This window comes from Cohnella zeiphila (assembly GCF_014212055.1).
GTDB lineage: Bacteria > Bacillota > Bacilli > Paenibacillales > Paenibacillaceae > Cohnella > Cohnella zeiphila.
The window spans coordinates 46,578-72,623 of the sequence record NZ_JACJVO010000025.1; the positions used below are offsets into that span (position 1 = coordinate 46,578).

At 56.2% G+C, this 26,046-nt stretch carries 17 protein-coding genes; 16 read left to right on the forward strand and 1 reads right to left on the reverse strand.

Features of this window, described 5'->3' with window-relative positions:
- Positions 1–115: 115 nt before the first annotated feature.
- From H7C18_RS20320 to H7C18_RS20360, 9 genes are all read left to right on the forward strand, one after another.
- Entirely contained in the window at positions 116–2,626 is a 2,511-nt protein-coding gene (locus tag H7C18_RS20320) for a hypothetical protein (protein WP_185130936.1), read from the forward strand.
- Positions 2,627–2,667: 41 nt separating this feature from the next.
- A complete protein-coding gene (locus H7C18_RS20325; protein WP_185130937.1) occupies positions 2,668–2,865 on the forward strand; it encodes a hypothetical protein in 198 nt (65 codons plus the stop codon).
- An 81-nt stretch (positions 2,866–2,946) separates the two neighbouring features.
- Positions 2,947–4,659, forward strand: coding sequence for an amylo-alpha-1,6-glucosidase (locus H7C18_RS20330; protein ID WP_185130938.1), 1,713 nt, complete (start codon positions 2,947–2,949; stop codon positions 4,657–4,659).
- Positions 4,660–4,998: 339 nt separating this feature from the next.
- The gene (locus H7C18_RS20335; RefSeq protein ID WP_185130939.1) at positions 4,999–7,245 is read left to right on the forward strand and encodes a helix-turn-helix domain-containing protein; all 2,247 of its coding nucleotides are present in this window, start codon (positions 4,999–5,001) and stop codon (positions 7,243–7,245) included.
- A 229-nt stretch (positions 7,246–7,474) separates the two neighbouring features.
- On the forward strand, positions 7,475–9,130 hold the full coding sequence (locus H7C18_RS20340) for an extracellular solute-binding protein (RefSeq protein ID WP_185130940.1): 1,656 nt from the start codon (positions 7,475–7,477) through the stop codon (positions 9,128–9,130).
- Positions 9,131–9,202: 72 nt separating this feature from the next.
- A complete protein-coding gene (locus tag H7C18_RS20345) occupies positions 9,203–10,105 on the forward strand; it encodes an ABC transporter permease (protein ID WP_185130941.1) in 903 nt (300 codons plus the stop codon).
- Positions 10,106–10,130: 25 nt separating this feature from the next.
- The gene (locus H7C18_RS20350; RefSeq protein ID WP_185130942.1) at positions 10,131–11,009 is read left to right on the forward strand and encodes a carbohydrate ABC transporter permease; all 879 of its coding nucleotides are present in this window, start codon (positions 10,131–10,133) and stop codon (positions 11,007–11,009) included.
- 71 nt (positions 11,010–11,080) lie between these two features.
- Complete coding sequence (locus H7C18_RS20355) at positions 11,081–12,019, forward strand: metallophosphoesterase (RefSeq protein WP_185130943.1); 939 nt, start codon at positions 11,081–11,083, stop codon at positions 12,017–12,019.
- A 67-nt stretch (positions 12,020–12,086) separates the two neighbouring features.
- Positions 12,087–13,355 carry a metallophosphoesterase family protein gene (locus H7C18_RS20360; RefSeq protein ID WP_185130944.1) on the forward strand — a complete coding sequence of 423 codons (1,269 nt, stop codon included), beginning with the start codon at positions 12,087–12,089 and terminating at the stop codon, positions 13,353–13,355.
- A 71-nt stretch (positions 13,356–13,426) separates the two neighbouring features.
- Here H7C18_RS20360 and H7C18_RS20365 read toward each other — a convergent pair whose 3' ends face one another.
- Positions 13,427–14,536 (reverse strand): citrate synthase/methylcitrate synthase, encoded by a 1,110-nt coding sequence (locus H7C18_RS20365; RefSeq protein ID WP_185130945.1) that lies wholly within the window; start codon positions 14,534–14,536, stop codon positions 13,427–13,429.
- 182 nt (positions 14,537–14,718) lie between these two features.
- Here H7C18_RS20365 and H7C18_RS20370 point away from each other — a divergent pair, with 182 nt between their 5' ends.
- From H7C18_RS20370 to H7C18_RS20400, 7 genes are all read left to right on the forward strand, one after another.
- Positions 14,719–15,054, forward strand: coding sequence for a hypothetical protein (locus H7C18_RS20370; RefSeq protein WP_185130946.1), 336 nt, complete (start codon positions 14,719–14,721; stop codon positions 15,052–15,054).
- A gap of 88 nt (positions 15,055–15,142) precedes the next feature.
- Positions 15,143–16,615: a spore germination protein gene (locus H7C18_RS20375; protein ID WP_185130947.1), complete on the forward strand. Its 1,473-nt coding sequence runs from the start codon at positions 15,143–15,145 to the stop codon at positions 16,613–16,615.
- Entirely contained in the window at positions 16,612–17,697 is a 1,086-nt protein-coding gene (locus H7C18_RS20380) for a GerAB/ArcD/ProY family transporter (protein WP_185130948.1), read from the forward strand. The genes H7C18_RS20375 and H7C18_RS20380 overlap by 4 nt, the downstream gene beginning before the upstream one ends.
- On the forward strand, positions 17,694–18,827 hold the full coding sequence (locus tag H7C18_RS20385) for a Ger(x)C family spore germination protein (RefSeq protein WP_185130949.1): 1,134 nt from the start codon (positions 17,694–17,696) through the stop codon (positions 18,825–18,827). The genes H7C18_RS20380 and H7C18_RS20385 overlap by 4 nt, the downstream gene beginning before the upstream one ends.
- A gap of 78 nt (positions 18,828–18,905) precedes the next feature.
- Complete coding sequence (locus tag H7C18_RS20390) at positions 18,906–20,096, forward strand: GntR family transcriptional regulator (protein ID WP_185130950.1); 1,191 nt, start codon at positions 18,906–18,908, stop codon at positions 20,094–20,096.
- 613 nt (positions 20,097–20,709) lie between these two features.
- Positions 20,710–23,814, forward strand: coding sequence for an alpha-mannosidase (locus H7C18_RS20395; protein WP_185130951.1), 3,105 nt, complete (start codon positions 20,710–20,712; stop codon positions 23,812–23,814).
- 18 nt (positions 23,815–23,832) lie between these two features.
- On the forward strand, positions 23,833–26,037 hold the full coding sequence (locus tag H7C18_RS20400; RefSeq protein WP_185130952.1) for a hypothetical protein: 2,205 nt from the start codon (positions 23,833–23,835) through the stop codon (positions 26,035–26,037).
- The last annotated feature ends 9 nt before the right edge of the window (positions 26,038–26,046 follow it).

The window sequence follows — 26,046 nt, forward strand, 5'->3', positions numbered from 1 at the left end:
AATCTTGTTGGTTGCTCCCCTGCCGTCGACGAGTTTATAACAAAAGTACAGTTCGGGACAATGCAATCGTCCGGGGACTTACTTCGTAAATTCGTCAATGAAAGGACAAGAGGACATGACAAGCGGATTGCAATACGAGCCTATGCAATTGAAGAGAACCGTCATTAACCGCTGGCTCACCAGCGGCATCTTCGAAACGAAGATGAAGTTCGTTCCTATGACGATGGAAGGCAATATCAACGACTGGCTTATCAAAGGGTTCTCTATTCATGAAAATCCTTGCCGGAAGGAGTTCGTAACGAACCGCAGAAGCCATGTGCCGGACAAGATCGATATCGAACGGGCGCTTCCGGGCTCCACTCTGGCGCTGCGAGGCGAGGAGAAGCCGTGGGAGGTATACTTCCCTTGGGGGAATCCGCGTGTAGAGTGGTCGGGGTTCTGGTTCGTTCCTACACATTTGTGCACTTATGCCGTCACCGGCGTCGTCGCTTCGTCCGCACATCAGGCCAAACTGATTTTGAGAACGTGCGGAGGATTGACGTTATGGCTGAACGGCAGTTTGGTGACCGATTTTGCTCCGTTTACACGCAACGTCGAGCAGGAGACAGAGCTGACGGTTGAGCTGCAGAAAGGCTTGAATGAATTGGTCATATGCTGCGAGGACCTGGCGGAGCGGGACACACAGTATTATTTCAATATCGAATACGAAGGGCCGGAAGCCATACGAATCCGGGTTCCGTTGGACCTGGGCACCTCGGCGGAAGACGTAAAAGCGGTGGAGCGGGCACTGGAAGATGCCTATTTTCCCAAGGATGTTGTAACTTCAGGCGATGTGAAGTTGATGGTGGCAAATCCTCTGAAGGAACGGCTTAGCTTCAACATCATACATGGCAGATCGTTTGATGGCAATGTGAGAAAGGTAGTGATGCTAGGACAAGGTGCTGCCGAAATAAATCTGGGGAAAGTATCGGGCTACGAAATGGGTTTTACGGTTTTGGGCTTCCAAACGAAGGTCGGTTCAGTCAACATTTCGAAGCTCGCTGCGTTGCAGCTGTTTCCACAGGCATACGGGGAAATTCAGGCGAATACGATCGAAGAGCGTAAACAGCTAGCTTTATCCTGCATAGCCGATCATGGAGGACCGAGCATTCATACAGCGATCGCGCAACTCAAAACTGGACGCGATGTTAGAGCAGCTAAAGCGATGATCAGGCAGGGTATCCGGGGAATCAACGAGCGCAGAGACTGCAGTGATTTCTATTTGATCGGCTTGTTCAAGCTATGGAAGGAATACCGTCATACGGAGCTGTTCGAGCCTGACTTCTGGGAGGAGCTCAAAAGCTGCGTCCTGAATTTCCGCTATTGGATTGACGAGCCCGGAGACGATGTCATGTGGTTTTTCAGCGAAAATCACTCCCTGTTGTTCCATGCATGCGAATTACTCGGTGGCCAGCTGTTTTCTGAGGAAACCTTTACAAACAGCGGCGAGAGCGGCTTGATTCATCGACAAAAGGGCGAAGAACGGTTGGCCCAATGGTTCGAGCGCTTCTTTGCCGAAGGATTGACGGAATGGAATTCTAGCACTTATATTCCGATCGACGTCGTCGGGCTATTGCATATTTACGATTTGGCCGAATCCGAAAAGCTTCGGGCTATGGCGAAGCAAGCGATGGATTTGCTCTATGGCTATATTGCAATCAACTCTCATCAAGGATTTGTCGCCTCCACCTTCGGACGGTCAAACGAGAAAGAAATCAAAGGGCATTATATCGTCGGAACGACTTCCCTATGCTGGATCGGCTATGGAGTTGGCAATGTGAACAGTTACGCAACAAGCAACGTTATTTTGTGCCTAACCGATTATGCGCCGCCTAAGACGTACGAGTCCTACTTAAAAGTGGACGTAAATGAAGAACTCATCTTTAAAAATGAGCAAGGCAAAGATGGATACGCCAAGCTGTACATGTATAAAAGAGCCGGATATGCGATGTCCTCTATTTATAATTTCCGACCCGGGCTCCCGGGTTATCAAGAACATGTCGTTGAAGCCTTCTTTACGCCGGAAGCGCAGGTATGGGTCAATCATCCCGGCGAGCGCAATTGCTTCGGAACAGGTCGTCCAAGCTTTTGGGCCGGAAACGGGTACCTGCCTAAAGTGGCCCAATACAAAGGGTTAAGCATACTGATGTACCGAATTGATCCTAAGCATAGCGTCGATTTTACTCACGCCTATTTTCCGGTTGCGGAGTTCGACCGAACCGAGCAGGCAGGAGGATGGCATTTCGCCGAGAAAAACGGCGCTTATATTGCCGTATACGCACAGAACGGAAGTGAGCTTATGCAAACTGGTCCCGACAGGGGCCGGGAGCTGCGCTCGGAAGGATACGATAACGTATGGCTTTTGCGGGCGTCGGATCGATGGGAGAGCGGCTCCTTTGAGCAATTTATGAATGATGTATGCGCCATGGAACGGAAGGTCTTCTCGCCCTACGAGGTATCCATTGCAGACCGGAAGTATGGCAGCCTTCACATGCCGTGGGAAGGGCATCTCTCGGTCAACGGCATGGAACAAACCGAGCATTTCGGCGGCGTGGAAGGGCGTATCGAACGGATTACATCTACGTGAAGGTATGCGACGAATGGAGCCGAAGGAAGGAGATTGCTTAAATGATGAATTCAGGTGAGGTGTTTTTGCCGGCTTTATCCCCTGAAAGTGTAGGTATTCCTTCTTCGGCGATTCTTAACTTTCTTGAGAGAATCGACAGGGAACAATTATGTATGCATGGGTTCTTATTATTGAGGAGAGGGCAAATAGCTGCTGAAGGCTACTGGGTTGATGACGAAAGCAGCCGAATGGTTCCTTGATGAGTATACAGGATTTGCAAGTGGTCTTATGACAGATCGATATATGGGAAATCAAAATGAGAAACAAAGGAGGGGGTTGCGATGATTGCAGTAGATCGCAAATCATTGCCTCAGGTGCTTGGGGAAGGAGGCATTTTTGCTTATTCCGGCTGGGACGGAGAGACTTGTGCACGCGCGGAGTTCGTTGGAACATGGGGGAAAGAGCGCTTATCCTTGCTGGTTCACACCCCATTGCGCAGGAAGCTAATTGTCCCTTTGCGGGAAGAGGCCAAGCTCCGATTTGTCACCGGCGATGTTTGTGTTTTCGAAGACGGGGTAAGCGAGACAAAGCTTGTGTTTACCGCATGGCATACAATCATCGGCGAAAGTTCAGCGGCGGAAGAGACCGGGCTTTTCGAGGAAGGCGGCCTTGAAGACAGCGTCATGCGCAAGGACGGCTTTCAGATCTCGTACGATCAAGTGAAAGGGGATGTTGTCGTCCTGCTCCAGGCGAACAATCGATTCGCTTTAGCTTTTGGAAACTCGGCTGAAGAAGCCTGTTATCGCGCGCGCGAGGGGATTCGGTCCGACATCGATTCTGCAATCGGGAGCCGATTGCAAATTTACTCTCTCGTACCGCAATTGGCATCGACTCGGCGCACAGAGCTGCTGAATAAATGTGTCAGTGTCATGAAGGTCAATACGATGGCGCCAGAAGGAGCAAGAAAGCGCTTTTGGTCCACGCCGGATCGAGTACCGCATAAAGATATGTGGCTCTGGGACACCGTATTTCACTCCCTTGCCATGAATAAACTTTCCCCTTTCCTTTCATGGGAGTGCTTGGCAAGCATGCTGGAGTCACAGTTGGATGATGGGATGCTGCCTCATCAGATTTCAGTGCATGGCAGTCGTTCTTCCCTTACTCAGCCTCCTATTATGGCATGGGGAGTTTGGCAAAACTATCAATACCATAAGCAAAAAGTTCTGTTGGAACAAGCATTGCCGCGGTTGGAAGCGTACTTGCAATGGAATTTGAATCATCGCGACTCGAACGGGAATGGGCTTTTGGAGTGGGAGATCGAAGGAGATGTAAATTGTCGTTCCGGCGAATCGGGGATGGACAATTCCAGCCGATTCGACGAGGCGTGCAAGCTGGACGCTGTCGATTTTAACGTGTTTATGGCACAGGACATGGCTTGTACAGCGGCAATCTGCCGAGAGTTGGGAATTGCGGACAAGACCCTATTCTGGGAAAGGTCGGCTCAAACAATGGAAAGCCAAATCTTAGAAAACCTTTGGGATAAAGAAGACGGCTTTTTCTACGACCGCAAATTCGATCGGACTTTTTCCAAGGTAAAGGCTGTCAGTGGTTTTCTTCCCTTGCTGCTTGATGGCATTCGCGAGGAGCAAATAGATCGACTGGTCGACATGATGAAGGACAAGAGGCATTTTCTTACGAAATATCCTTTACCCAGTATCGCGATCTCGGATTCGACGTGGTCGACCGATATGTGGAGAGGTCCGGTATGGATCAATTTGAATTATTTGATTATTCTCGGCCTTAGAAAGCATCAGCGTCATGGAGAAGCTCACATCCTGCAGGAGCGCACGGTGGAACTGGTCCAAAACTATTATGAACAATACGGCGTCACGTTCGAATATTACGATTCTAAAGACGAGCTTCCCCCGGTTGCTTGCGATCGCAAGGGCCCTCGGCGATTGCCGTACGATATACGGAACAAATACGATTCGATTCGGGACTATCATTGGACGGCCGCGCTTACGGCCTGTCTGATATGGCCGGATTCCCAATAAGGAGAGACATTCTAATTAGCGTCCGATAAGATCGTTTTTCACCCCCGACCGAATGAGGTCGGGTTTTCTGCATGTCTGGAGAGCTGAGAGTCTCTCTGCCGATTCGGAGTTATTTTGGTACAATAAATGCGTAGCCCCAAGTTTGACAGCAGCCCCACGAAATATCCAGAACCCCATAAGATCAAGAACCATGCTTCGAATAAATATAGAAAGAAATCTATTTATTCAGAGGCAAATGCTTAGTAGAATACTTCTTAATTTTGCGAGAATAATCGTATGATATAAAATAAATATAATTGTATTCGCTTTCAATAATGCTCGAAACGGGAGAGATGCGGTTTGAAGAAAAGTTGGTACAAAAGAATGCTTTTTTCCTATGCGAAGGCGTTATACACAACAATTTCCATTATTCTCTTGCTATCCTGTTTCGTCATCAGCGAGGTTTCGTTCCGGGGAACCGAAAAGGCAAACCGCGTCTCCGCCTCCTATGTCTCCGATTCCATCGAGCAATCTCTTAAAGAAGCCGAACGGGTTGTGCTGGTGCAACTTGAGGACAACCAAGCTTTTCAAGATTTTTTCGAGCCTTCCTCCTCATCGAATTCTCGTTTGATCAACTATGAAGCATCCAGCGAAATACGGCAAATCATGAAGGATGTTCCTGTTATTTACTCCATCTGTCTTTACAGGGCGAGCGACAATTCCGTCCTGACGCAGGATCGGTATCAACAGCTGCCGTTCTTTTCGGACCACGAGTTCATGTCGCAATCGATTCGGTCGGCGCCGGAGGATCATTGGTCCGAAGCGCGGTTTTATCCGGAGTATCTAAACGGGGGAAAAGATAAGAAAGTGATTTCCATTGTGAAAAAAGCACCGATTCCGCTTGGCAGTCAGGGCGTTGTCGTCATCAATGTTTCGCTCGATTCGCTCCTGTCCGTCGCCAACGACATGATCAACCCGGACATTATGTTCATGGTTATACACAGCGGCGATCAAACGATGATGTACCCATCCCGTAAGAGCCTTCCAAACCAACGGGATATTCTGACCCGAATCGATTCGCCCTATGCAAGTATGCAATTCGAGAGCGGGATCACGGGAGGCTGGTTCTTCAAATGGATGCATGTGATCTCTCGAGGCTGGGTTGCCCTTGGCGTTGCCGCCATTCTGTTCAGCCTCATGTCTCTCGTTTATATCACGAGAAGAAACTACCGTCCCATCGAGCAAATCTTGGGACAGATACAGACTTGGGTCGGTAAGAATGAGTCGAAAGGAACCGAAGACGACGAATTCGCTTTTATCAGCACCGTGCTGGAAAATGTCATCGATCAGAATCTGTCCTATGAAAAACAGAGCCGTCAGGATCTTCCCGTACGCCGGAAGCAGTTCTTCATGGATCTGATCGCCGGCGACCCGTCTCTTACGGAATCGGCATTGCGAGCCAATCTGTCGAAGTTCAATATCAGCTTGTCGAAGGAATCAGCCGAAACTCTCCCTATTCGCTCCGCAATTGTGGAAATGGACGGTTACCTGGACTTTCAGGCCAAATATAACACGAAGGATCAAAATTTGCTGCGATTCTCGCTGACGAACGTACTGCATGAGTTTTTCGATCGTCATCATTACACTCTCTGGCCGGAGTGGATAGAAGCTAACCGGCTTACGGTGCTGCTCGTGAGCCATTCCCCTGACCAGGCGGATCAGGAGATCTGGGAGAAATTCCGCACATGGGTCGCCGTTCACTTGAGGTTTTCCGTCACGCTCGGAATCGGAGGCCAAGCGAATTCGTGGCGGGAAATTCCAGCCTCCTTTGCTCAAGCGGCAATGGCGCTTCATTACAAATGCTCGCTAGGAATGAATCGGTTGATCCGGCATGAGGAACTGAGCGCGCGGCAAAGCGGCGATTTATCGCGATATTACGCCAGAATCGGCTCCATCATTGACGAGTTTCGCATGTTTAAATCCGATTGGGAAGCGCAACTTGACGAATTGTTCCGCCATTTGGAAACCGACTTATTCAATAAAGAAGAGATCCGGCATTTGTTCGTCTTTATGCTTCGCTCATTTCAACGCATGATCGACACCATGCCCGAGGAGATCCGGGAGTATTGGCAGTCTGCGCAAGTGAATTTAACCGAGCTTATGGAGCTTGAGACGCTCGAGGCGATGCTGCCGCCTCTATCGTCCAGTTTGAAGCGGATGCTCAAGTTCTCTATCGATTATCGCCAGGCGAATGCGAATCGCCAGCTTCTCTCCGAGATCCGGAATTACATCGAGGACCATTACGATTCTCCGGATTTGTCTCTGGATCACATAGGGGACAAATTTCGTATCAACGGGAAATATTCCAGTCAACTCTTTAAGCAGCAATTCGGCATGACGTTTGTTGATTTTCTGATCAATCTGCGGATGGACCATGCCAAACGGATGTTGCTCGACACCGAGGATTCGATAAACGATATTGCGCTGAAAGTCGGCTATCTCCATCCGATTTCATTCGGGCGCGCCTTCAAGCGGGCGACTGGCGTTACGCCAAGCGATTATCGCAAATATATGCGCAATCCGGATATTGAAGAATCCGCAGAATAACTGGAAAATCATGCGCCGCTAACGGGATCTGCCGAAATGTTGGGTCACTGAATCCGGTTGTGTACTTTCTGTCGCCTCGTTCTGATGAAGGTTGGGTGCCTGAATCTTGTAGATTGCTCGGCTGCCATTGGCGAGTTTATAACTAAAGCACAGTCCGGAACATCGCCGCGAGTAACCGCAACCGGCTATCTGGCGGCCGCCGTGCTATTACCTTCAGAAAGGGTAGATGATGTTGAAGCGGAAAGGAAAAGGGTTACAGGCGCTTGCACTTGCAGCGGTCATGGCGACAGTCGCAGTTAGCGCGGGGTGTTCAAGCGATGAGAATGCAGAGCAATCGAGCCAAGCCAGCTCCGATGCCGGCGCCACGGCCAGTGCTTCTGCTAGCGCCCCTGCATCCACTGCATCGAAAGAGAAGGTCACTCTTAAGGTGGAGGTTTTCGATAGGGGTAATGCTCCGGCTGGTTTGACAGTGACTGACAACGCCGGGACCCGGTATGCCCAGAAAAACTTTGGAGATCCGAACAACATTAAATTGGAATTCGTTCCAGTCCCTCGAAGTCAGGAAGTCGATAAGCTGAATGTGTTAATGGCCAGCGGCAATGCCCCGGATATCGTCTTCACGTATGACGAGGGAGTCGCTCATAAGTATATGCAGCAAGGCGGGCTTACGGATGTTGGCAGCTTGATCGATCAGTATGGCCCGAATCTCAAGTCCTATCTTGGCGCCGACACGCTGGCATATGGCCTGTGGGATAACAAGCAACTCTCCATTCCGGCCAAGCGGGCGTTTACGGGAATGACATCGTATATGATCCGTCAAGACTGGCTCGACAAGTTGGGGCTTGCCGTTCCTGCAACGACGGAGGAGACTTATCAAGCATTGAAAGGGTTTAAAGACAAGCAGCTCGGCGGTCAGGGAACGATTCCGCTCGGCCTTGCGCTGCACGAAGACGAATACATTCCGCTGGTTATGGGGTTGATCAAGGAGAGCCCGACGGAAGAAGATTACTATACCAAAATGCAAAGACTCGGCGTGCACGAATATCCGATTCTGTTCGATGGACACAAGGACGCTATCCGAACATTAAACCAATGGTACAATGAAGGTCTGATCAGCCCGGATTTCGGTCTGGACAAAGATCAGAAGGTACGAAAGGAGGGCGTCTCGACCGGAAAAGTCGGCATGTATAGCGAGCAAGCCTCTCAAAGCTTTGAAGGAGGCGATTCCGGGGAACAGGCCACGCTGGCGAAGAATGTTCCCGGCGGAACGGTTACTCCGGTCGATCCGTTCACGAACGATGCAGGCAAGCACGTGAAGGAACTCAATCCTCCGACAGGCGCGTACTTGATGATACCGAAGACGAGCAAGGCCGCGGCACAAGCGGTGCAATATCTGGACTGGCTGGTTCAGTCGAACAACCTGTTCTACTATAAATTTAATGGTCCGGAAGGAACAGGGTATCAAATGCAAGACGGCATTCCGGTCCAGATCAAGCAGTCGGATATTAAGCCCGAGAATAATGTATTCAACAGTTCGGATATGACCATAATCAGCAACGGTCTCGAACTCGGATCGACAGATTTGAATATCAAATATCTCGAACAAAGCTATGATCCTTCCTATACCGCCAGGGCGGATGCGGCCTTCAAACTGTCCATAACGGATGCGCAGCCGATTCACTATTTCCCGAAGCCGATCGATGCCGAATCGAAGTACGCCCAAGTGCTGAAGGGGAAATACGAGGAACTTCTGGTCAAATCGATCATGGCCAAGCCGGCCGATTTCGATAAAACCTATGATGATCTGTTTAAACAGTACATGGCAAGCGGCGGTTCAGAGATCCAGAAAGAAAGAGAAGCAGCTTATAAGGCGATGAAGCCTTAATTTCACATGACTGAAAGCCGCACGGTCCGCGGAATATTTCGCGGACCGTCGGCGTGAAAGGAGGAATGGCGAATGAGCACCGGCTCATACATCAGAAGGTTTTGGCAATTGTACGCAATGCTGCTTCTTCCGGTTAGCTTTTTTGCCTTGTTCAAATACGGCCCCATGTACGGTGTGACGATCGCGTTCAAAGATTACAACATCTTCCAGGGGATATGGCAAAGCCCGTGGAACGGGACCGAAACGTTTCGAGAGATTTTCGATATGCAAACCTTCAAGACGGCGCTCCGAAACACGTTCCTGCTGAACTTTCTGGATCTCGCCGTTTCGTTTCCGGCGCCGATCATCCTGGCGCTCATGCTGAACGAGGTTCGTCAGATGCGGGTCAAGAGAGTATTCCAGACGGTGATGTACTTTCCGCATTTCATCTCTTGGGTTATCATCGGAGGGTTATTCTTACAAATTTTTGCGACCAACAGCGGAATCATCAACCAGATGCTGAACCATGCCGGATTCCAGTCGATCCCGTTCCTGTCGAACAAATACTGGTGGTTGGCCACTTACCTGGTCGCCGGGGTGTGGCAGAGCGTCGGTTGGGGAACGATCATTTATTTGGCTGCATTAACCGGCATCAACAAGGAGCTTTACGAAGCGGCCGAGACGGACGGCGCCGGAAGGATGAAGAGAATGTGGCACATCACGCTGCCGGGCATTCGGCCCACTATTCTCATGCTGCTCATTCTGGCGATTGGCGAGATGCCGAGGATCGGCTTCGAGCGGCCGTTTGTTCTCGGAAATTCAATGGTAAGCGATTTCTCCGAGGTGCTCAGCACCTTCGTATACAAAATCGGTCTGCAGACCGGAGAGTTCTCCATCGCGACCGCGGTAGGTCTGTTTCAGTCCGTCATCGCGCTGGTCTTCTTGCTCGGCGCTAATACGATTACCAGAAAATTTGCAGATCAAAGCATCGTTTGACCTGCATTCGAAAGGAGACTGGACCATGAAGCAGAAGAATGCGGGGCGATTGTTCGAATCGCTCAATATTACGCTTCTGTTTATATTGGCTGTGCTATGTCTGGCGCCTCTGCTGCATATCGTCTCCCTGTCGCTCAGCTCGGGCACGGAAATAACGTCAGGACGCGTAACCATCTTTCCGCGAGGGTTCAATATCGAATCTTATCAGCAGATGCTGCAGGACGTCAGCATGTTTCGGTCGCTTCTGTTTACCGTCGTGCTGACGGTTACGTTCACCGTCCTGTGCATGCTCATGACGATTTTGGCCGCATATCCGTTGACCAAGAAGGGCTTGAAGGGAAGGAAGTTCATCCTGTACTTCATCGTGCTGACGATGTATTTTGGCGGCGGTGTCATACCCGACTACATGCTGACCAAAGGGCTGCATCTGCTCAATTCGATGTGGGCGCTCATTCTGCCTGGACTTATCAGTCCGTTCTATATGATCATCATGATGTCGTTCTTCCGTTCAATCCCTCAGGGGCTGGAAGAAGCGGCGGAAATTGATGGCGCTTCCTTCAATGGCATTCTTATGCGGATTATTCTTCCGCTGTCGGTTCCCGTACTCGTGACGTTAAGTTTGTTTTATGCGGTCGGCCGATGGAACGGATTCTCGGACTCGCTGTATTACATTACGGATCCGAAGCTTTATCCGCTGCAATTGAAATTGTATCAGATCGTCATGAACAGCATGTTGGTCGGTCAGGATGCGGCGGAACGGTTGTCGCAGCTGGAGAATCCTATTCTCCCGGAAAGTTTGAAGGCAGCAAGCATCATCTTTTCCATCGTCCCGATCGTAATCGTCTATCCATGGCTGCAGAAGTATTTCGTTACGGGAACGATGCTCGGATCGGTTAAAGAGTGAAGAAGGGGTTTCCAGCGGCATATTTGGCAAGCGACATATGAAATTTAATGCGGGATTAAGAGGTGGCATGTGTGAAGAAGAGACTGCAGTTTCGAGGTGACCATAGCTTTACGATCGTACAGTTCACCGATCTTCATTGGAAAACAGGAGACGAAATGGATAGGCGGACACGGGACTTGATGGAAGCTGTCTTGTTGGAGGAAAAACCGGATTTGGTCGTTCTGACGGGCGACATCATCCAAAGCGGGCGGTGCGAAGGCAGGGCCCTAGAAGCTTTTGCCGATGTGGGGCGAGTAAGCGAGGAGCATGGCATTCCCTGGGCGGCCGTTTACGGCAATCACGATGCCGAGTATAGGGTGACCCGCGAGGAGCTGATGCGGGTGCAACAGAGCTTCCCGCTCTGTTTAACCGAGCGGGGCCCCGAATATTTGCCGGGCTTAGGCAATTATATGCTGACCGTTGCCGGATCGGACGGCACGGAATGTGCCGCCGCACTTTATATGATCGACTCGCTGGGGGAGCTGGTGGACGCGCTTTTGCCGTATAAGGGCTATGATTGGATCAGGCCGGAGCAGGTTCATTGGTATAGGGAACGTTCCAAGGAGCTTGAGAAAGCTTGTGGCCGGACTGTTCCCTCTCTGGCTTTTTTTCATATCCCGCTTCCGGAATACGAGACGGTGTGGAGTCATTTTCCCTGCTATGGAACGAAAAATGAAAATGTTTGCTGCCCTTCCGTCAATTCGGGCCTGTTCGCCGCTATGCTGGAACGGGGAGATATCATCGGCACGTTCGTTGGCCACGATCACGAAAACGATTACTGGGGCGATCTTTACGGTATCCGGCTTGCGTACGGAAAGGTGACCGGCTACAACACCTTTAACAACCGTCCTTATAACGGAGAGCACCGGGGAGCGAGATTGATTAAGCTCACCGAAGGCAGCCGCGCGTTTGAGACCTGGATCCGTATGGACACCGGAGAAAGGATAGATCAAGAGCTTCATCTCCCTTAGAATGGGGAATTACAGAGTTTCGTCAAAAGCGTTGAAATTTATGAAACGGAAAGCAGGTTATCCTACGATGAAACTAAATACATCGCTCCCTGTATCGGATCTCGCCACTTTTATGACAATGATCGCCCCGCGCAACACTTTCGGCGATCCGGATGATAAGAGCGATTTTGTGCCTGTGGTGCGCTTCCTTGTCATGAGCGACTCTCACATTGAGACCTTCGCAGATGTCGGATGCAGCCGTATCCAAAAGGCGATATCCCTCGGTTACAGCGATGCCCAAAGTGATTCCGTTTACAAGTCGCTGGATGCCGTTATGTTCTGCGGCGATATTACCGACAAAGGCGATATGTCTCAGTATATCGCATTCAAGAGCACCGTCGATTCAGCGTTAAAGGAGGAGACAAAGCTGCTTGCCATCCTTGCCAGTAATCACGACTGCTGGGGATCGATGGGCAGAGGGGCTCTTTCCTATTTTTCATCTCTCACAGGGCTTCACACCGACTGGCATGATGTTATCAACGGTTACCATTTTATCGGAATTTCCGCTTCGGCCGACAGCGATTACCGCTATGACCCCGAGCAGATAAGCTGGGTTAAGGAGCAGTTGGACAAGGCTGTTGCAGATGACCCGGAGAAGCCGATTTTCGTTACCCATCATGAACATGTGCTCGACACCGTCTATGGCAGCGGCGATAAGGAGTGGGGAATAGATCACCTGAAATCAGTCTTTGAGGAGTATCCTCAGATCATCCACTTTTCCGGTCACTCCCATTATCCCCTGAACGACCCCAGATCCATATGGCAGGGAAGCTTCACTGCGGTTGGCACCGGTGCTATAAAATATATGGAGTTTACCGTTGACGGTAAAAAAGGTGTCCATCCGGATCATTACGAAAAAACAGGTCAAACCTGGATTGTCGAAGTCAGCGCCCAGAATGAAGTGCGTTTGCGCGGCTATGATGTTTACAGTGAGGTCCAGCTGTGCGAATATGTCATAAAAGAGCCCGCAAACGCCGCCAACAGGCAGTTTACTCCCGATAAGCAGGAAGCTGCCTCTTCGGCACCGGTTTTCCCGGATCTGGGCAGCAGGCGTTATATCACCGTTCCTGCAGCCAAAAGTACCGATGGCGATATCATCTTCCTTTACAGAGCCATCGTTTTTGACGAGAACGGGAATGAAATCGATCATGTTTATCAGGTAAATAATTACTGGACTTATCCGACTTATGACTCCGTCACCCTCGCAGTCAACGCTCCGCGGGGCTGTACCGTCAAAGTCTTTGCTGAAAATGCTTATGGCATGAGAAGCGAGCCCCTGACCTTTGAGGCAGGATGAGGGCCATAGAATCGCCACAGGTTCCTAAATTCGAGTGTGCCGGAGATAGAAGCGGAAAAGGGGCGGGCGCCTTATTCTCCGGCGTCCGCCTCCGCGGGCATCGGCCCGGTGTAAACCGACTGGGGCCGGAAAATCCGGTTATGGCCCGCCTGCTCCAGCACGTGGGCGGTCCAGCCGACGACGCGGGCCGCGGTGAAGGTGGGCGTGAACAGCTCCGCCGGCATCCGCACGGCGCGCATGACGGCCGCCGCGTAAAATTCCACGTTCGTGCGCAGCTTGCGGCCCGGCTTGTATTCCTCCAACAGCCGGACGGCGACAAGCTCCGCATGCCGGGCGAGATCGAGCCAAGGGTCGTCACCGGCCAATTCGGCGGCGACGGCACGAAGCGCTTCCGCTCGCGGATCCAATGTCTTGTAGACGCGATGGCCGAACCCCATCAGCCGCTCGCCGCGCTCCAGCTTCTCCCGCAGCGCCGTCTCCGCGCGCTCCTTGGTCCCGATCTCCTCAAGCAGTCGAACGACGCCCGCTGGCGCTCCGCCGTGCAGCGGCCCTTTCATGGCGCCGATGGCGGCGGCGACCGCCGAATGAAGGTCCGATTCGGTCGAAGCGACGACCCGGGCCGCGAAAGTCGAGGCGTTCAGGCCGTGCTCCATCGCCAGTACCAAATAAGCGCTCAGCGCGCGAACATGGGCAGGCTGCGCCGGACGGCCGGTCAGCAGATAAAGGTAGTGGGCCGCATGTTCTTTCTCCTGCGTCTCTTCCGGCCATGCCGTTCCGTTCGACTGATGGTGCCGATAGGCGATGATGACGGGGAGGAGTCCCGTCAGCCGAATCGCCTGCTCCACCGTCGGCGGCCATGCCGTCGTCTCGTCCGTCAGCGCCGCCACGGCCGCTTCCAGCACGTTCATGAGCGGCGTGTTTGGCGGCATCGCGTCGAGCAGCCGGCGCAGATCCGGCGTCAGCACGCGGCCTGCGGCCAGCTTTTCCCGCAGCTCCTCCAGCTGCTTTCGCTCCGGCAGTTCTCCGTACCATAGCAAGTAAGCGGCTTCTTCGAAACCGTACCGAATGGCCAATTCCCGGGCCGCGTATCCCCGGTACACGAGCCGTCCCTGCGCTCCGTCGACCAGCCCGATGTCCGTCTCCGCCGCCACCACGCCTTCCAAACCCGTTACTTTTGCCATTTTCGGCGCCTCCCGTCTGTCGATTGAGTCGATTAAGATCAACATATCAAATTCGATCGATAATGAAAATCTTATGATTTTTATATAGGTGATCAATAATGTCTATCGATATGGCGGAATTTTCCATTCATGGTATTCTGATAAAGGAAGCTGCTTGTTTGGAGTGGAAGGGGTTGAACGGCTTGAAGAAAATCATTGCGGGCGCCGTTTTGCTGCTGGGCGGCATCGCGCTTTATTTGCCGGTGCACCTGCGAGCCGCCGATTACTCGCTGACATTGGGTGGGTGGACGACGCCACCGGGACGATTCGGCACGGCTTTGCAGAATACGGTTGGAGAGGCACCCACCCGGTTTGCGATTCTGTTCATGACCGTCGGGACGCTGCTTCTTCTGTGGGGCGCATGGGCGGACGACGTTGTACGTTTGGTCCGTTGGAGCCAAAAGCGGGCGAATTCCCGGCCGGTTAACGGAGAGAGCGTCAAAGGAAATGATGACGAGACATCTCTTCCATCCTCTTAAACTTTTACCACATAAAGTAAAAAATGAATAGAGAGCCAAGTCCGGGTTTATCCTACGTTGAAAGATTGGAAAACGAGGTGAAACGGACATGTTCTCCATCGATCCATTCGTTCGTACGTTGAACAACCCATCCGACTTTCGGCGCAAGAGCTTCCCGATCCCGGGGACGGAGGAGCCGGCGGGCAGCATTCTTTACTTTACGAGCCTGGTCGATCGGGAGCTGCTCGAGCGGATTCTGCTGGACGTGCTTCGCACGGCGGAAGGAGCAGATCCGCAGGAAGGGTACGAGGCGGGAATACGCCTGTTGTCCGCGATCGGCAGCAGGGTGGAGCTCCGTTCGGAAGAGCTGGCCGCCAAGCTGTACACGGGGCATTGCCTGTTCCTGCTGGACGGCGAATCCGAAGCGATCGCCGTCTGCATTCCCGCCCGCCAGAATCGGGCGATTACGCCGCCCGAGACGGAAAGCTCGCTGATCGGCCCGCGCGACGCTTTCGTGGAAGACCTGCAGATCAATCTGTCGCTCATTCGGACGAGGCTCCGGGACGAGAAGCTCATCGTGAAGTCTTTCGTCGTCGGAACCCGCACGCGGACGGAGGTCATTCTTCTCTATCTTGCGGAAATAGCCGAGCGGCAAGTATTGGAGAAAGTCGAGAGCGGGCTGAACCGAATGAAGATCGACGGGGTCACCGACACGAGCCAGATCGGGCAGCTGCTGCTGGAGAAGACGAAGTGGACGTCTCCCTTCCCGATCATCCAGACGACGGAGCGGCCGGACAAAGCGGTGGCGGCCATTCTCGAAGGCCGGTTCGTTCTGCTGATGAGCAATTCGCCGACCGGGCTCGTTCTCCCGATTACGCTGACCGCGCTGTACCAGACGGCGGACGATTACTATTTTCCGTTCTTATCGGGCTCGTTTCTCCGCTTTATCCGCATGATCGGCTTGATCATGACGCTTTATTTGCCCGCCCTCTATGTCTCCATCACGACCCTGAACCAGGACGTGCTGCGCATTCAATTCATGCTCGCCGTCGCCGCCAGCCGGGAAGGCGTCCCGTATCCGGCCTACATCGAAGTCAGCATGATGGCCATCCTGCTGGAGCTGATCAACGAAGCGAGCGTCCGGCTGCCCCGGGTGATCGGCGGCACGGCCACCATCGTCGGCGGCCTCATTATCGGAACCGCCGCGGCGCAGGCACACCTGATCAGCAACATCATGATCGTCGTCACCGCCGCCACCGCGATCGGGAGCTTCACCACGCCCAATTACATGGTCGGGATCGCCCTTCGGATGTGGAGCTATCTGCTGATCATTCTCTCGGTCCCGTTCGGCCTGTACGGCATGGTGCTGGGGACGGCGGTGCTGTTCCTCTATCTGTGCCAGCTCAAATCGTTCGGCGTCTCTTACCTGTCCCCGTTCGATACGTTCCGCTACGGGGATTTGTTCCGCGACGCCCTCTTCCGGGCGCCGATCCAGAAGCGCAAGAAGCTGCCGGCGACGTATCGGCAGAAATCGAGAGCGGTCAGGCGTTTCGACCCGAAGGAAGGGGAGAATCGCCTATGAAGCTGCCGATGCGAGAACGAGAGGTTCACTACCCGATCCTGCTGTTCATCTCGACGATCTGCCTGTCGATTACGCGGGGCGTTCAGAACAGCCTGGCGATCTCCGTCGGCCGCAACGGAATATGGCTGTTCGCTCCGTGCGTCGCGCTGGTGCTGTTCGGAACGTGGCTGGGAATGCGAATCGTCCGGCGGTCGCAAGCCGGTTCCCTCATGTCGGCGGGGGCCGCTTTGGGTTCAAGATGGTGGCCTCCCGTGTCTTATTTGCTGTACAGCCTTCTGTTCGCGGGAGGATCCGCTTATATGCTGCTGCTGAGCGGCGATTTTTTCTCCCGCACCCTGCTTTACGGCGATTCGAAGCTGCTCATCACGCTAGGGGCGATACTGATCTGCCTGGCGGCCACGTTCAATATCGAGTCGATCGCGCGCAACGCCCATCTGATGACGCTCTTCATCTTGCCGCTGTTCCTGTTCGTCTCGCTTCTGCCGCTCAAGACGGCACAGTGGTCGTACTTGTACCCGGTCGTCGATCCGCCCGACTGGCACGATCCGGTAGCCGGGACGGCGGCGATCATGACGATGTTTATTCCGCTCGGCGCCAGCACGTTGCTGATGACGAGAATGAAGGACAAGCGATCGTTCCGCTCCCTGACGGTTCTGATGCTGGCCGTCGCGCTGTTCGCCAGCTATATGTACGCGATGGGCATCGCCACGCAAGGACTGGCGGTCACAAAGAGGATCGCCTTTATGGCGCACGGCACGTACGGAACGATCCGGATCGAAAACTTCGTGTTCGAGCGCATCATGTTTCTGGCCATGCTGATGTGGGAATATATGTGCGTGCTGACATCGGCGTTCATGGTCCGATGCGCCGTTTTCTGCTTCGCGCAGATGCTGTCCGTACGCCTGAAGCACTACCATCTGATGATTTTCGCCGCCATTCTGATCGTGCTGCTTCGTCAGGCGGCAAGGCCCCAATTTTTCCTCGCTTTCACGATATGGGTAGGCTGCTACAGCATGTTGATGTTGGCCGCGTATCCGCTTCTGCTCTACGGCTGGATGCTGGCGCGGGGGCGCAAGCCATGACGGGCTCCGGACCGAGAACGGCGAAAAAATGGCCGGTTTTGCTGCTGGCGGCGGTCCTCACCGTCATGCCCGCCGGGTGCATGGGCGTCAAGCAGGTGAACCGGATCAGCTTCGTCACGGTGCTTGGCGTGGAACCCGGTGCCGATGGGGGCGTACGCGTCCACGCGTTGGCGGCGATTCCGGCCAAGTACGGCTCCTTGTCTCCGGACGGAGCCTCATCCGGGGTTTCCTCCGCTCCGGACTACATCCTCTCGGCGGAAGGTGCCGATCTCTCGGACGCGCTATACAAGCTCAAGCGCAAATCGGCGAGAGACATCCAATTCGGCCATACGAAGGTCGTTCTGTTCTCGGACGAGCTTGCCCGCCAAGGCTTGGCGAACCAGATGGATTTCCTGATGCGGCGCGAAGAATTGCAGTCGATCTTATGGATCGCGATAACCAAGGGAAGCCCCGTGCCCGTCATGAAGATGCGGACCGCGACGCCGGAAGCGGTCGGAGACTGGCTGGTCGACATCTTCTCCCAAGCCGGATCGGACACGGCGGAGATCATTCCGATCATGCTGTACCAATTTTACGACTATATGTTCGAGCCGGGCACGACTCCTTACGCTGCGGTGATCGAGCCGCTTCCGGACGAACAGACGCTGACGGCGAAGGAGATGGCGGTCTTCGGCAGCGACAAGCTTCTCGGAACGATTCCGGCGGAGGACGTCAAATACGTGTCCCTGCTCCGGAATTCGAAAGTGCTGCCGACGACGTTTACGCTGCCCGAGGAGCAAATCTCCTTCGTGCTGTTGAACGAAAATTCGAAGATCGCATGGCGGAACGGCCGGTTCAAGGTCAGGCTGGAGCTGAAGCTGGACTTGGACCAGACGTCCGCCGGAGAGATGAAAGCGAACCGCCTGGCCGACGCGGAGGCGAAGCTGAACGAGAAGGCGAAGGGAGAAATCGAGAAGCTTCTGGCGGAGCTGCAGCGCCTGCATGCCGATCCCATCGGCCTCGGGGAGAGGTATCGGCTGGCGCACGGCGGCCATCTCGACAAGGACGAGTGGCTGCGGCGGCTGTTCCCGGAGCAGACGTTCGACGTTCAGGTGAAAGCCGAGATTCAGCGCAAAGGCATGCTGGAATAGCGATGAGAGGGCGGAGATTGACGAAATGACATAAATGATATATCTTATGAGTAACTATTGTTCATGGGAGATCTGATGATGGCAACGGAACGGCAACCTTTGTATATGCAAATAAAGCGCTATTTCAAAGATTTGATCGCGCAGGAGAAGCTGAAGGGCAATGACAAGATCCCTTCGGAAAAAGAGTTGATGGAGCAGTTCGACGTCAGCCGGATCACGGTCGCCAACGCGCTCGTCCAATTGGCCAAGGAAGGCTGGATATACCGGATTCCGGGCCGGGGAAGCTTCGTCAGCTCGGATATCGAGACGCTTCTGTCGGAGAAGCCGGAAGCGGGCGACCGCGAACCGCGCGCGCCGGGCAACCGGCCGCAAGGCGCGCAGCCTGCAAGCGCCGGATTCGCGGCCGGCGCGCGCACGATCGGGCTGCTCATGCCCGATCTCGTCGACCATTTCGCGCTGCGGCTCGTACAAGGCATCAATTCCGTGCTCGAGGCCGAGGGCTACCGGCTTCATATTATCGTGACCGGCAACTCGATCCGCCGCGAGAAGGAAGCCATTCAGCACATGATCCGCGCCGGCGCGGACGGGCTGCTGATCTTCCCGTGCGACGCGGAAACGTACAATGAAGAGATCCTGTCCCTCAAAGCGGCGGGATATCCGTTCGTGCTCGTCGACCGGTACTTGCCCGGCATCGAGACGAACGTCGTCCGGAGCGACGGGTTCGTGGGCGGACAAACAGCCGTCGATTACCTATGGGAGCTCGGCCACCGGGACATCGCGATCTGCTCCGATTCGGTTCTGCCCACCATCACGGTCGAAGACCGGATCAACGGCTACATGGAAGGGCTCAAACGGAGAGGGGCGCTCATCAACCCCGCTCTGATCCTGACGGATTTCAACGTGGACTATCGTCGCCGCGACGAAGAACACCCGCTTTTCCGCTTCGTCAAGAACCGCATGGCCACAGCCTACATCACGCTGAACGGACGGCTGGGCGTTCACATTTCCTCGATCTGCCGCCAACTCGGGATTCGGGTTCCGGAAGAGGTCTCCATTCTCACGTTCGACGATCCGGCTTCCGGGCTCGGCGAAGAAGGAGTCTATTCCCATATTTCGCAGTCGGAAGGAAAGATGGGAGAGCAGGCCGCCCGGATGCTGATCGGCATGCTGGAAGGGGAGAGGCCGGCCGAAGCGGGAGCGGGGGGATACGGCAAAATCATTATGGAGCCGCAATTGATCGTACGCCGATCGACCGGCCCACTTTCGTAATCGGCGCGTTCGCAAAATCGGAATGCAGGCGGGACCCGCGGGAGAAATTCCGGCGGGTTTTTATTTTCTCGTGCACAAATTAATTTGACATATTGAATATGTATATTATGTATGATAATGTGTTGATGAGGATGATCGAACCTCTAAAGGAGGGCTATTCCAATGATCAATATGAATGCGTTCCGGGCGGCTGCCCCGCTCGCGGCCGTACGGAGCTTGACCTCCTGCCCGTCCGGCGGGAACCCGTCGAACGGGGAGAGCTCACCTTCGAACGCGTAGCCGAGCGAGTCCGCACCGGCACATGGATGCCCGGACAGCCGATCAACCCGACTTACTCGGCTATTTCCACCAACAAATGATCGACGAAGCTTGCTGAACGACGCGCAGGCGAAGGCGGAAGCAAATCTGAAGTCATTGCGGAGACGGCTGCACCTGCGCTTGGAAAGAGGAGGGAGGGCCGACCGTGCCAGCCCTCTTCCTCCGTTGTCGGCGACGCGATGCGGGGACGGGATTGGATTGTCCGGTTCGGCCCCGGCCCCGATGGACGGCCGGGCTCGAACCGGATCGGATCGAGGCCGCTTAGACATGGGACGACACGATGGGAGTGAACGGAATGCCGTACGAAATAAGCAAAGTGATGAAAGGCAAGGCCGAGAAAATGCTGGCGAAGCTGCGAGAGGCGATCTACCGGCCGGTCGGCTCGCTGTCGGCGGAAGCGTGGGTGACGGACGAACCGATGCCGTTCGCGGACAGAATGCAGGGCAAGCATCTTCGGCTGGAGCCCGGCGACCGGTGGGGCAAGCTGTGGGACTGCGCCTGGTTCCGTTTCGAGGGCGTTGTCCCGGAGACGGCGGCCGGGCTCAAGGTCGTGCTGCTTATCGACGTGAACGGCGAACTGTGCCTCGTCGACGAAGATGGCGTTCCGCGTCAAGGGCTGACCAACGTCAATTCGGAGTTCGACTTCGAGCTCGGCCTTCCCGGTAAACGGGTGGTCGACGTAAGCGGGAGAGCGGCGGGCGGCGAGCGCCTCGAGCTGTGGGCCGACGCGGGCTGCAACGACCTGTTCGGCCGCTACCGGAGCGGAACGCTGAAGGAAGCGGACATTGCCGTCTGCGACGAGGACGTCCGCCGGCTCTACTACGACGTCGAGGTGCTGCTGGAGCTGTGCGCCCATGTGCCGGAACGAAGCTCGCGCCGGGCCCGAATCGAGCGCAAGCTCTACGAGGCGGCGAACGCGCTCGCGGAAGTGACGCCGGAATCCGTCCGCCGGGCGGCGGAGCTGCTGGCGCCGGAGCTTAAGCGCCGGGGCGGGGATGCGGAGCTTCGCGTCAGCGCCATCGGACACGCCCATATCGACCTGGCATGGCTGTGGCCGATCCGGGAGACGATCCGCAAAGGAGCCCGGACGTTCTCCACCGTCCTGCGCAATATGGAGAAGTACCCCGATTACGTTTTCGGCGCGAGCCAGCCGCAGCTGTACGAGTGGATGAAGGAGCACTATCCGAAGCTGTACGAGCAGATCAAGAAGAAGGTTCGGGAAGGCCGCTGGGAACTGCAGGGGGCGATGTGGGTGGAGCCCGACACGAACGTGTCCGGCGGCGAAGCGCTCGTTCGCCAGATTTTGTACGGCAAGCGGTTTTTCCGGGACGAATTCGGGGAAGACGTGAAGACGCTCTGGCTGCCCGACGTGTTCGGCTACACCGCCAGCCTGCCGCAGCTGCTGGCCGGCTCCGGCGTCTCGTACATGATGACGCAGAAGCTGAGCTGGAGCGTGTACAACAAATTTCAGCATCACAGCTTCGTCTGGGAAGGCATCGACGGCACCGGCGTCCTGACGCATCTGCCTCCGGAGGATACATACAACAGTCCGGCGGCGCCTCGGTCGCTGGCGAAGATCGAGCGGGAGTACCTGGACAAGAGCGTGTCCGGGAATGCGCTGATGCTGTTCGGCATCGGGGACGGAGGCGGCGGCCCGGGCGAAGAGCATCTGGAGCGGCTGGCGCGCGAGAAGAACTTGTCCGGACTTCCTCCGGTCGTGCAGGAGAAGTCCCTGGCGTTTTTCGAACGGCTGGAAAAGGAGGCTTCCGCCTTCGCGCGCTACCGGGGCGAGCTTTATCTGGAGAGGCACCAGGGCACGCTGACGTCGCAGGCGCGCAACAAGCGGTATAACCGCAAGCTGGAGACGGAGCTGAGGGAGCTGGAGTTCGCGTCTTCGCTCGCGCTCGCCTTGGGCGGAAGCGGCTATCCGGCGCAGCGGATCGAGCGGATCTGGAAGGAAGCGCTGCTCTATCAATTCCACGATATCCTGCCCGGCTCGTCGATCGGCCGCGTCTATGACGAGTCTCTGGACCGTTATGCCATCATGCTGGCGGAGACAAGCGCGCTGCGCGATGCGGCATATGCGGAAGCGGCGGCCCGCCTGGGATGGTCCGGACGCGCCGTCGTATTCAACTCCTTGCCTTGGGAGCGGGAGGAGTGGGTGGAATGGGACGGCGCTTGGCATCCGGTCCGCGTTCCGGCGATGGGCGGCATTCCGCTGGATGAAGCGGTTCGGCAGCCGGAGCTGAGCGGGTTGCGCGCCGAAGAGGGCGTGATCGCCAACGCCCGCCTTCAGGTGACGTTCGCGCCGGACGGAAGCTTGGCGTCGGTCGTCGATCGGAAGACCGGCCGGGAGGCACTGCGCCCCGGCGGACCGGGCAACGTGCTCGCCGTCTACCACGACGACGGGGACGCCTGGGATTTCCCGCGCGACTACCGGGACATGCCGGCCGGCCGGATGCGGCTGGAGGCGGCGGCCTATTTCGTCGACGGGCACCGGGCGGTGGCCGAGCACCGCTACCGCTTCGGCGAGTCGACGCTGACCCAGCGGGTCTTCGTGACGGAGAACGGCGCCGCGGTCGAGTTCGACACCGAGGCCGACTGGCGCGAATCGGGCAAAATGCTACGCACGTCGTTCGCCACGGCCGTCGCGTCGGACACGGCGGCCTGCGAAATCCAGTTCGGCTATCTCAAACGTCCGACGACGCGCAATTCGCTGACGGAGATGGCGAAGGACGAAATCTGCGCGCACCGCTATATCGACCTGTCGCAGCCGGACTTCGGCGTCGCGCTCTTGAACGACTGCAAATACGGGCATCGGGCGGCGGACGGCGAGCTGGACCTGAACCTGCTTCGCAGCTCCTCCAGCCCCGACCCGAACGCAGACCGGGCGACGCACCGGTTCCGTTACGCGCTGCTGCCGCACGAAGGAGACTTTATCCAAGCAGGCGTCGCGCGCAAAGGCTACGAGATGAACGTGCCGCTCGTTATGGCGGTAGGCGGCAAGGCGGATCGCGCCGCGATCGTGTCCGGCCCGGCAGCCGCGGGAGCGGCCGGGATCGCGGCCGGCGAGCATGCGGCCGGGGAGGCCGGCGTCGAAGGACGGCAAGGGCTGGCTTGGATTGCGGTCGATCACCCGCATCTGATCGTCGAAGCGGTGAAGAAGGCGGAGGACGACGACCGGTTGATCGTCCGTCTGTACGAGAGCGCGGGCGCCTCCGCGGAAGGAACGATCGCCTTCGGGTTGCCGTGTCTCGACGCGGAGGAGACGAACCTGATGGAAGAGGCGATCGCCCCGCTTCCCTTGGCGGGCGGCTGCATTCGGCTCTCGTTCCGGCCGTTCGAGATCAAGACGATTCGCGTGCGCATGAATGAACCCCGGAACTTTACTTTTCACTGAGTGAAGGAGGAGAAGCGGATGACGGCCAGAAGCCGCGAGGAAGAACGGACGGGTTTTCAGGAAGGAAGACCCTTCGGGGGCGCTTACGATTTGCAGACCGACTTCGTCATGGCGTACGGAATCGGGGAGTCGATGCCGGAGCGGGTCCGCCGTTGGAAGGAGGCAGGGTACGTCGTTCACCTGATGACCGGCGTCTCCTGGGGCAACTACGTCGATTATTTGGACGGCCGGTTCGACGGCCGCTCCCACTGGGACGAAGCCCAGACGGACAAAAACGGCGAGCGCATCATCCACGGCACGTCGGCGCATATTCCGTACATGATCCCGACGCTGTCCTATGCGGACTTCCTCGTGGAGAGCATTCGCCCCGCCGTCGACGCGGGCGTGGAAGCGATCCATCTCGAGGAGCCGGAGATCTGGGTCGAGGACGGCTACTCGGAGGCGTTCAAGCGGGAGTGGCGGATCTATTACGGGGAGGAGTGGCAGCCGCCGCACGGTTCCGTGGACGCGCAGTACCGCGCCTCGAAGCTGAAATCGTTCCTTTATACGAGATGCCTGGACCGGATCTGCTCGGCGCTGAAGGAATATTCGCTCGTGCGGTACGGCAGGCCGCTGCGCTTTTTCGTTCCGACGCACAGCTTGATCAACTATACGCAATGGAGAATCGTCAGCCCGGAGTCGCGCCTGCTGGAGCTTCCTTCGGTGGATGGATATATCGCGCAGGTGTGGACCGGCACTTCCCGGACGGCGAACGTATACGAGGGGCGGCGCGCCGAGCGGACGTTCGAGACGGCGTTCCTGGAGTACGGGATCATGCAGGAGCTGACGCGAGGCACGGGCCGGCGGATGTGGTTCCTGCACGACCCGATCGAGGACGATCCGAAGCGGACGTGGACCGATTATCGGACGAACTACGTCAAGACGCTGATCGCTTCGCTGCTGCATCCGGGCGTGTCCCATTACGAAGTGGCTCCGTGGCCGAGGCGGATTTTCGAGGGCCGGTACGCCGGAGACGACGGCGTCAAGACGGGCATTCCCGGCGACTACGCTACGATTCTGCTGACGTTGATGCACGCGCTGGGCAACATGGCGGACCAGCCGCTCTCGGACGGGAGCGGCGGCAACGGCGGCGAAGTCGGCGGCGGGGCGCGCGCGGGCGTGCTGCTGGCCGATTCGGCGATGTTCCAGCGGATGCGGATCGGGAAGGAAACGGCGGGTTTCCTGCTCAAGTACGACGGTACGAACGAGGGCGGGATCGCGGAAAAGAACGCGACCGCGACGGAGCTGCTCGACTTTTCCGACTTTTACGGATTGACGCTGCCGCTCGTCAAGCACGGCTTGCCCGTGAGGCCGGTGCAGCTGGACAACGTCCGGCGCTTCCCCGGCTATCTGGACGACTATCGCCTGCTCGTTCTCAGCTACGAGTTCATGAAGCCCGAGCACCCGGATCTGCACGCCACGTTGGCCCAATGGGTGCGCGAAGGAGGAACGCTGCTCTATGTCGGCGACGACCGCGATCCGTACCATCGCGTCCGCGAGTGGTGGAACGCCGGACGCCGCAAGTACGAGAATCCGCGGGAGCATTTGTTCGAATGCCTCGGCTTGTCGGGGGACTCGCCCGAAGGCTTGACGCGGGTGGGAGACGGCGCGGTTCTGTTCCTGCGCGAGGCGCCGAGCCGCTTGGCCGGCAGCCGCGACGGGGCGGAACGGCTCAGGCGGTCTGCCGCCGAGCTGCTGGCGTTCGCCGGCGGAGAATGGGAGCCGAACAACGCGTTCCGGCTTCAACGAGGGCCGTACGTCATCGTGTCCGTCATGGAAGAATCGGTCCATGACCGGCCTGTTCGGCTGGAGGGGCGCTACGTCAATCTTCTCGACCGCGCGCTGCCGATCGTTCGGGAGTTCGAGGTGCGTCCGGGCGAGCAGGGACTGCTCTACGACCTGGATGCCGAGGACGCCGGCGGCGGGGAGATCGTCGCCGCCTCGTCGCGAATCGAGCGGTTCGAGGCGAACGCCGACGGCATTTCCTTTACCGCCAAGGGGCCTTTGGAGCTTGCGGCGGTCGCGCGCATCCGCTGTCCGTTTCGGCCGGCTTCGGCCTCTGTCCCCGAAGGGGATCGCGCGAGCGAGCCGGTCCCGTTCGAATGGGACGAGGAGACGGGGACGCTGCTTCTGCGCTATGAGCACCGGCCGGACGGCGTCCGAATCCGCGTCTCTGCAAGCTGACTTTTCCAA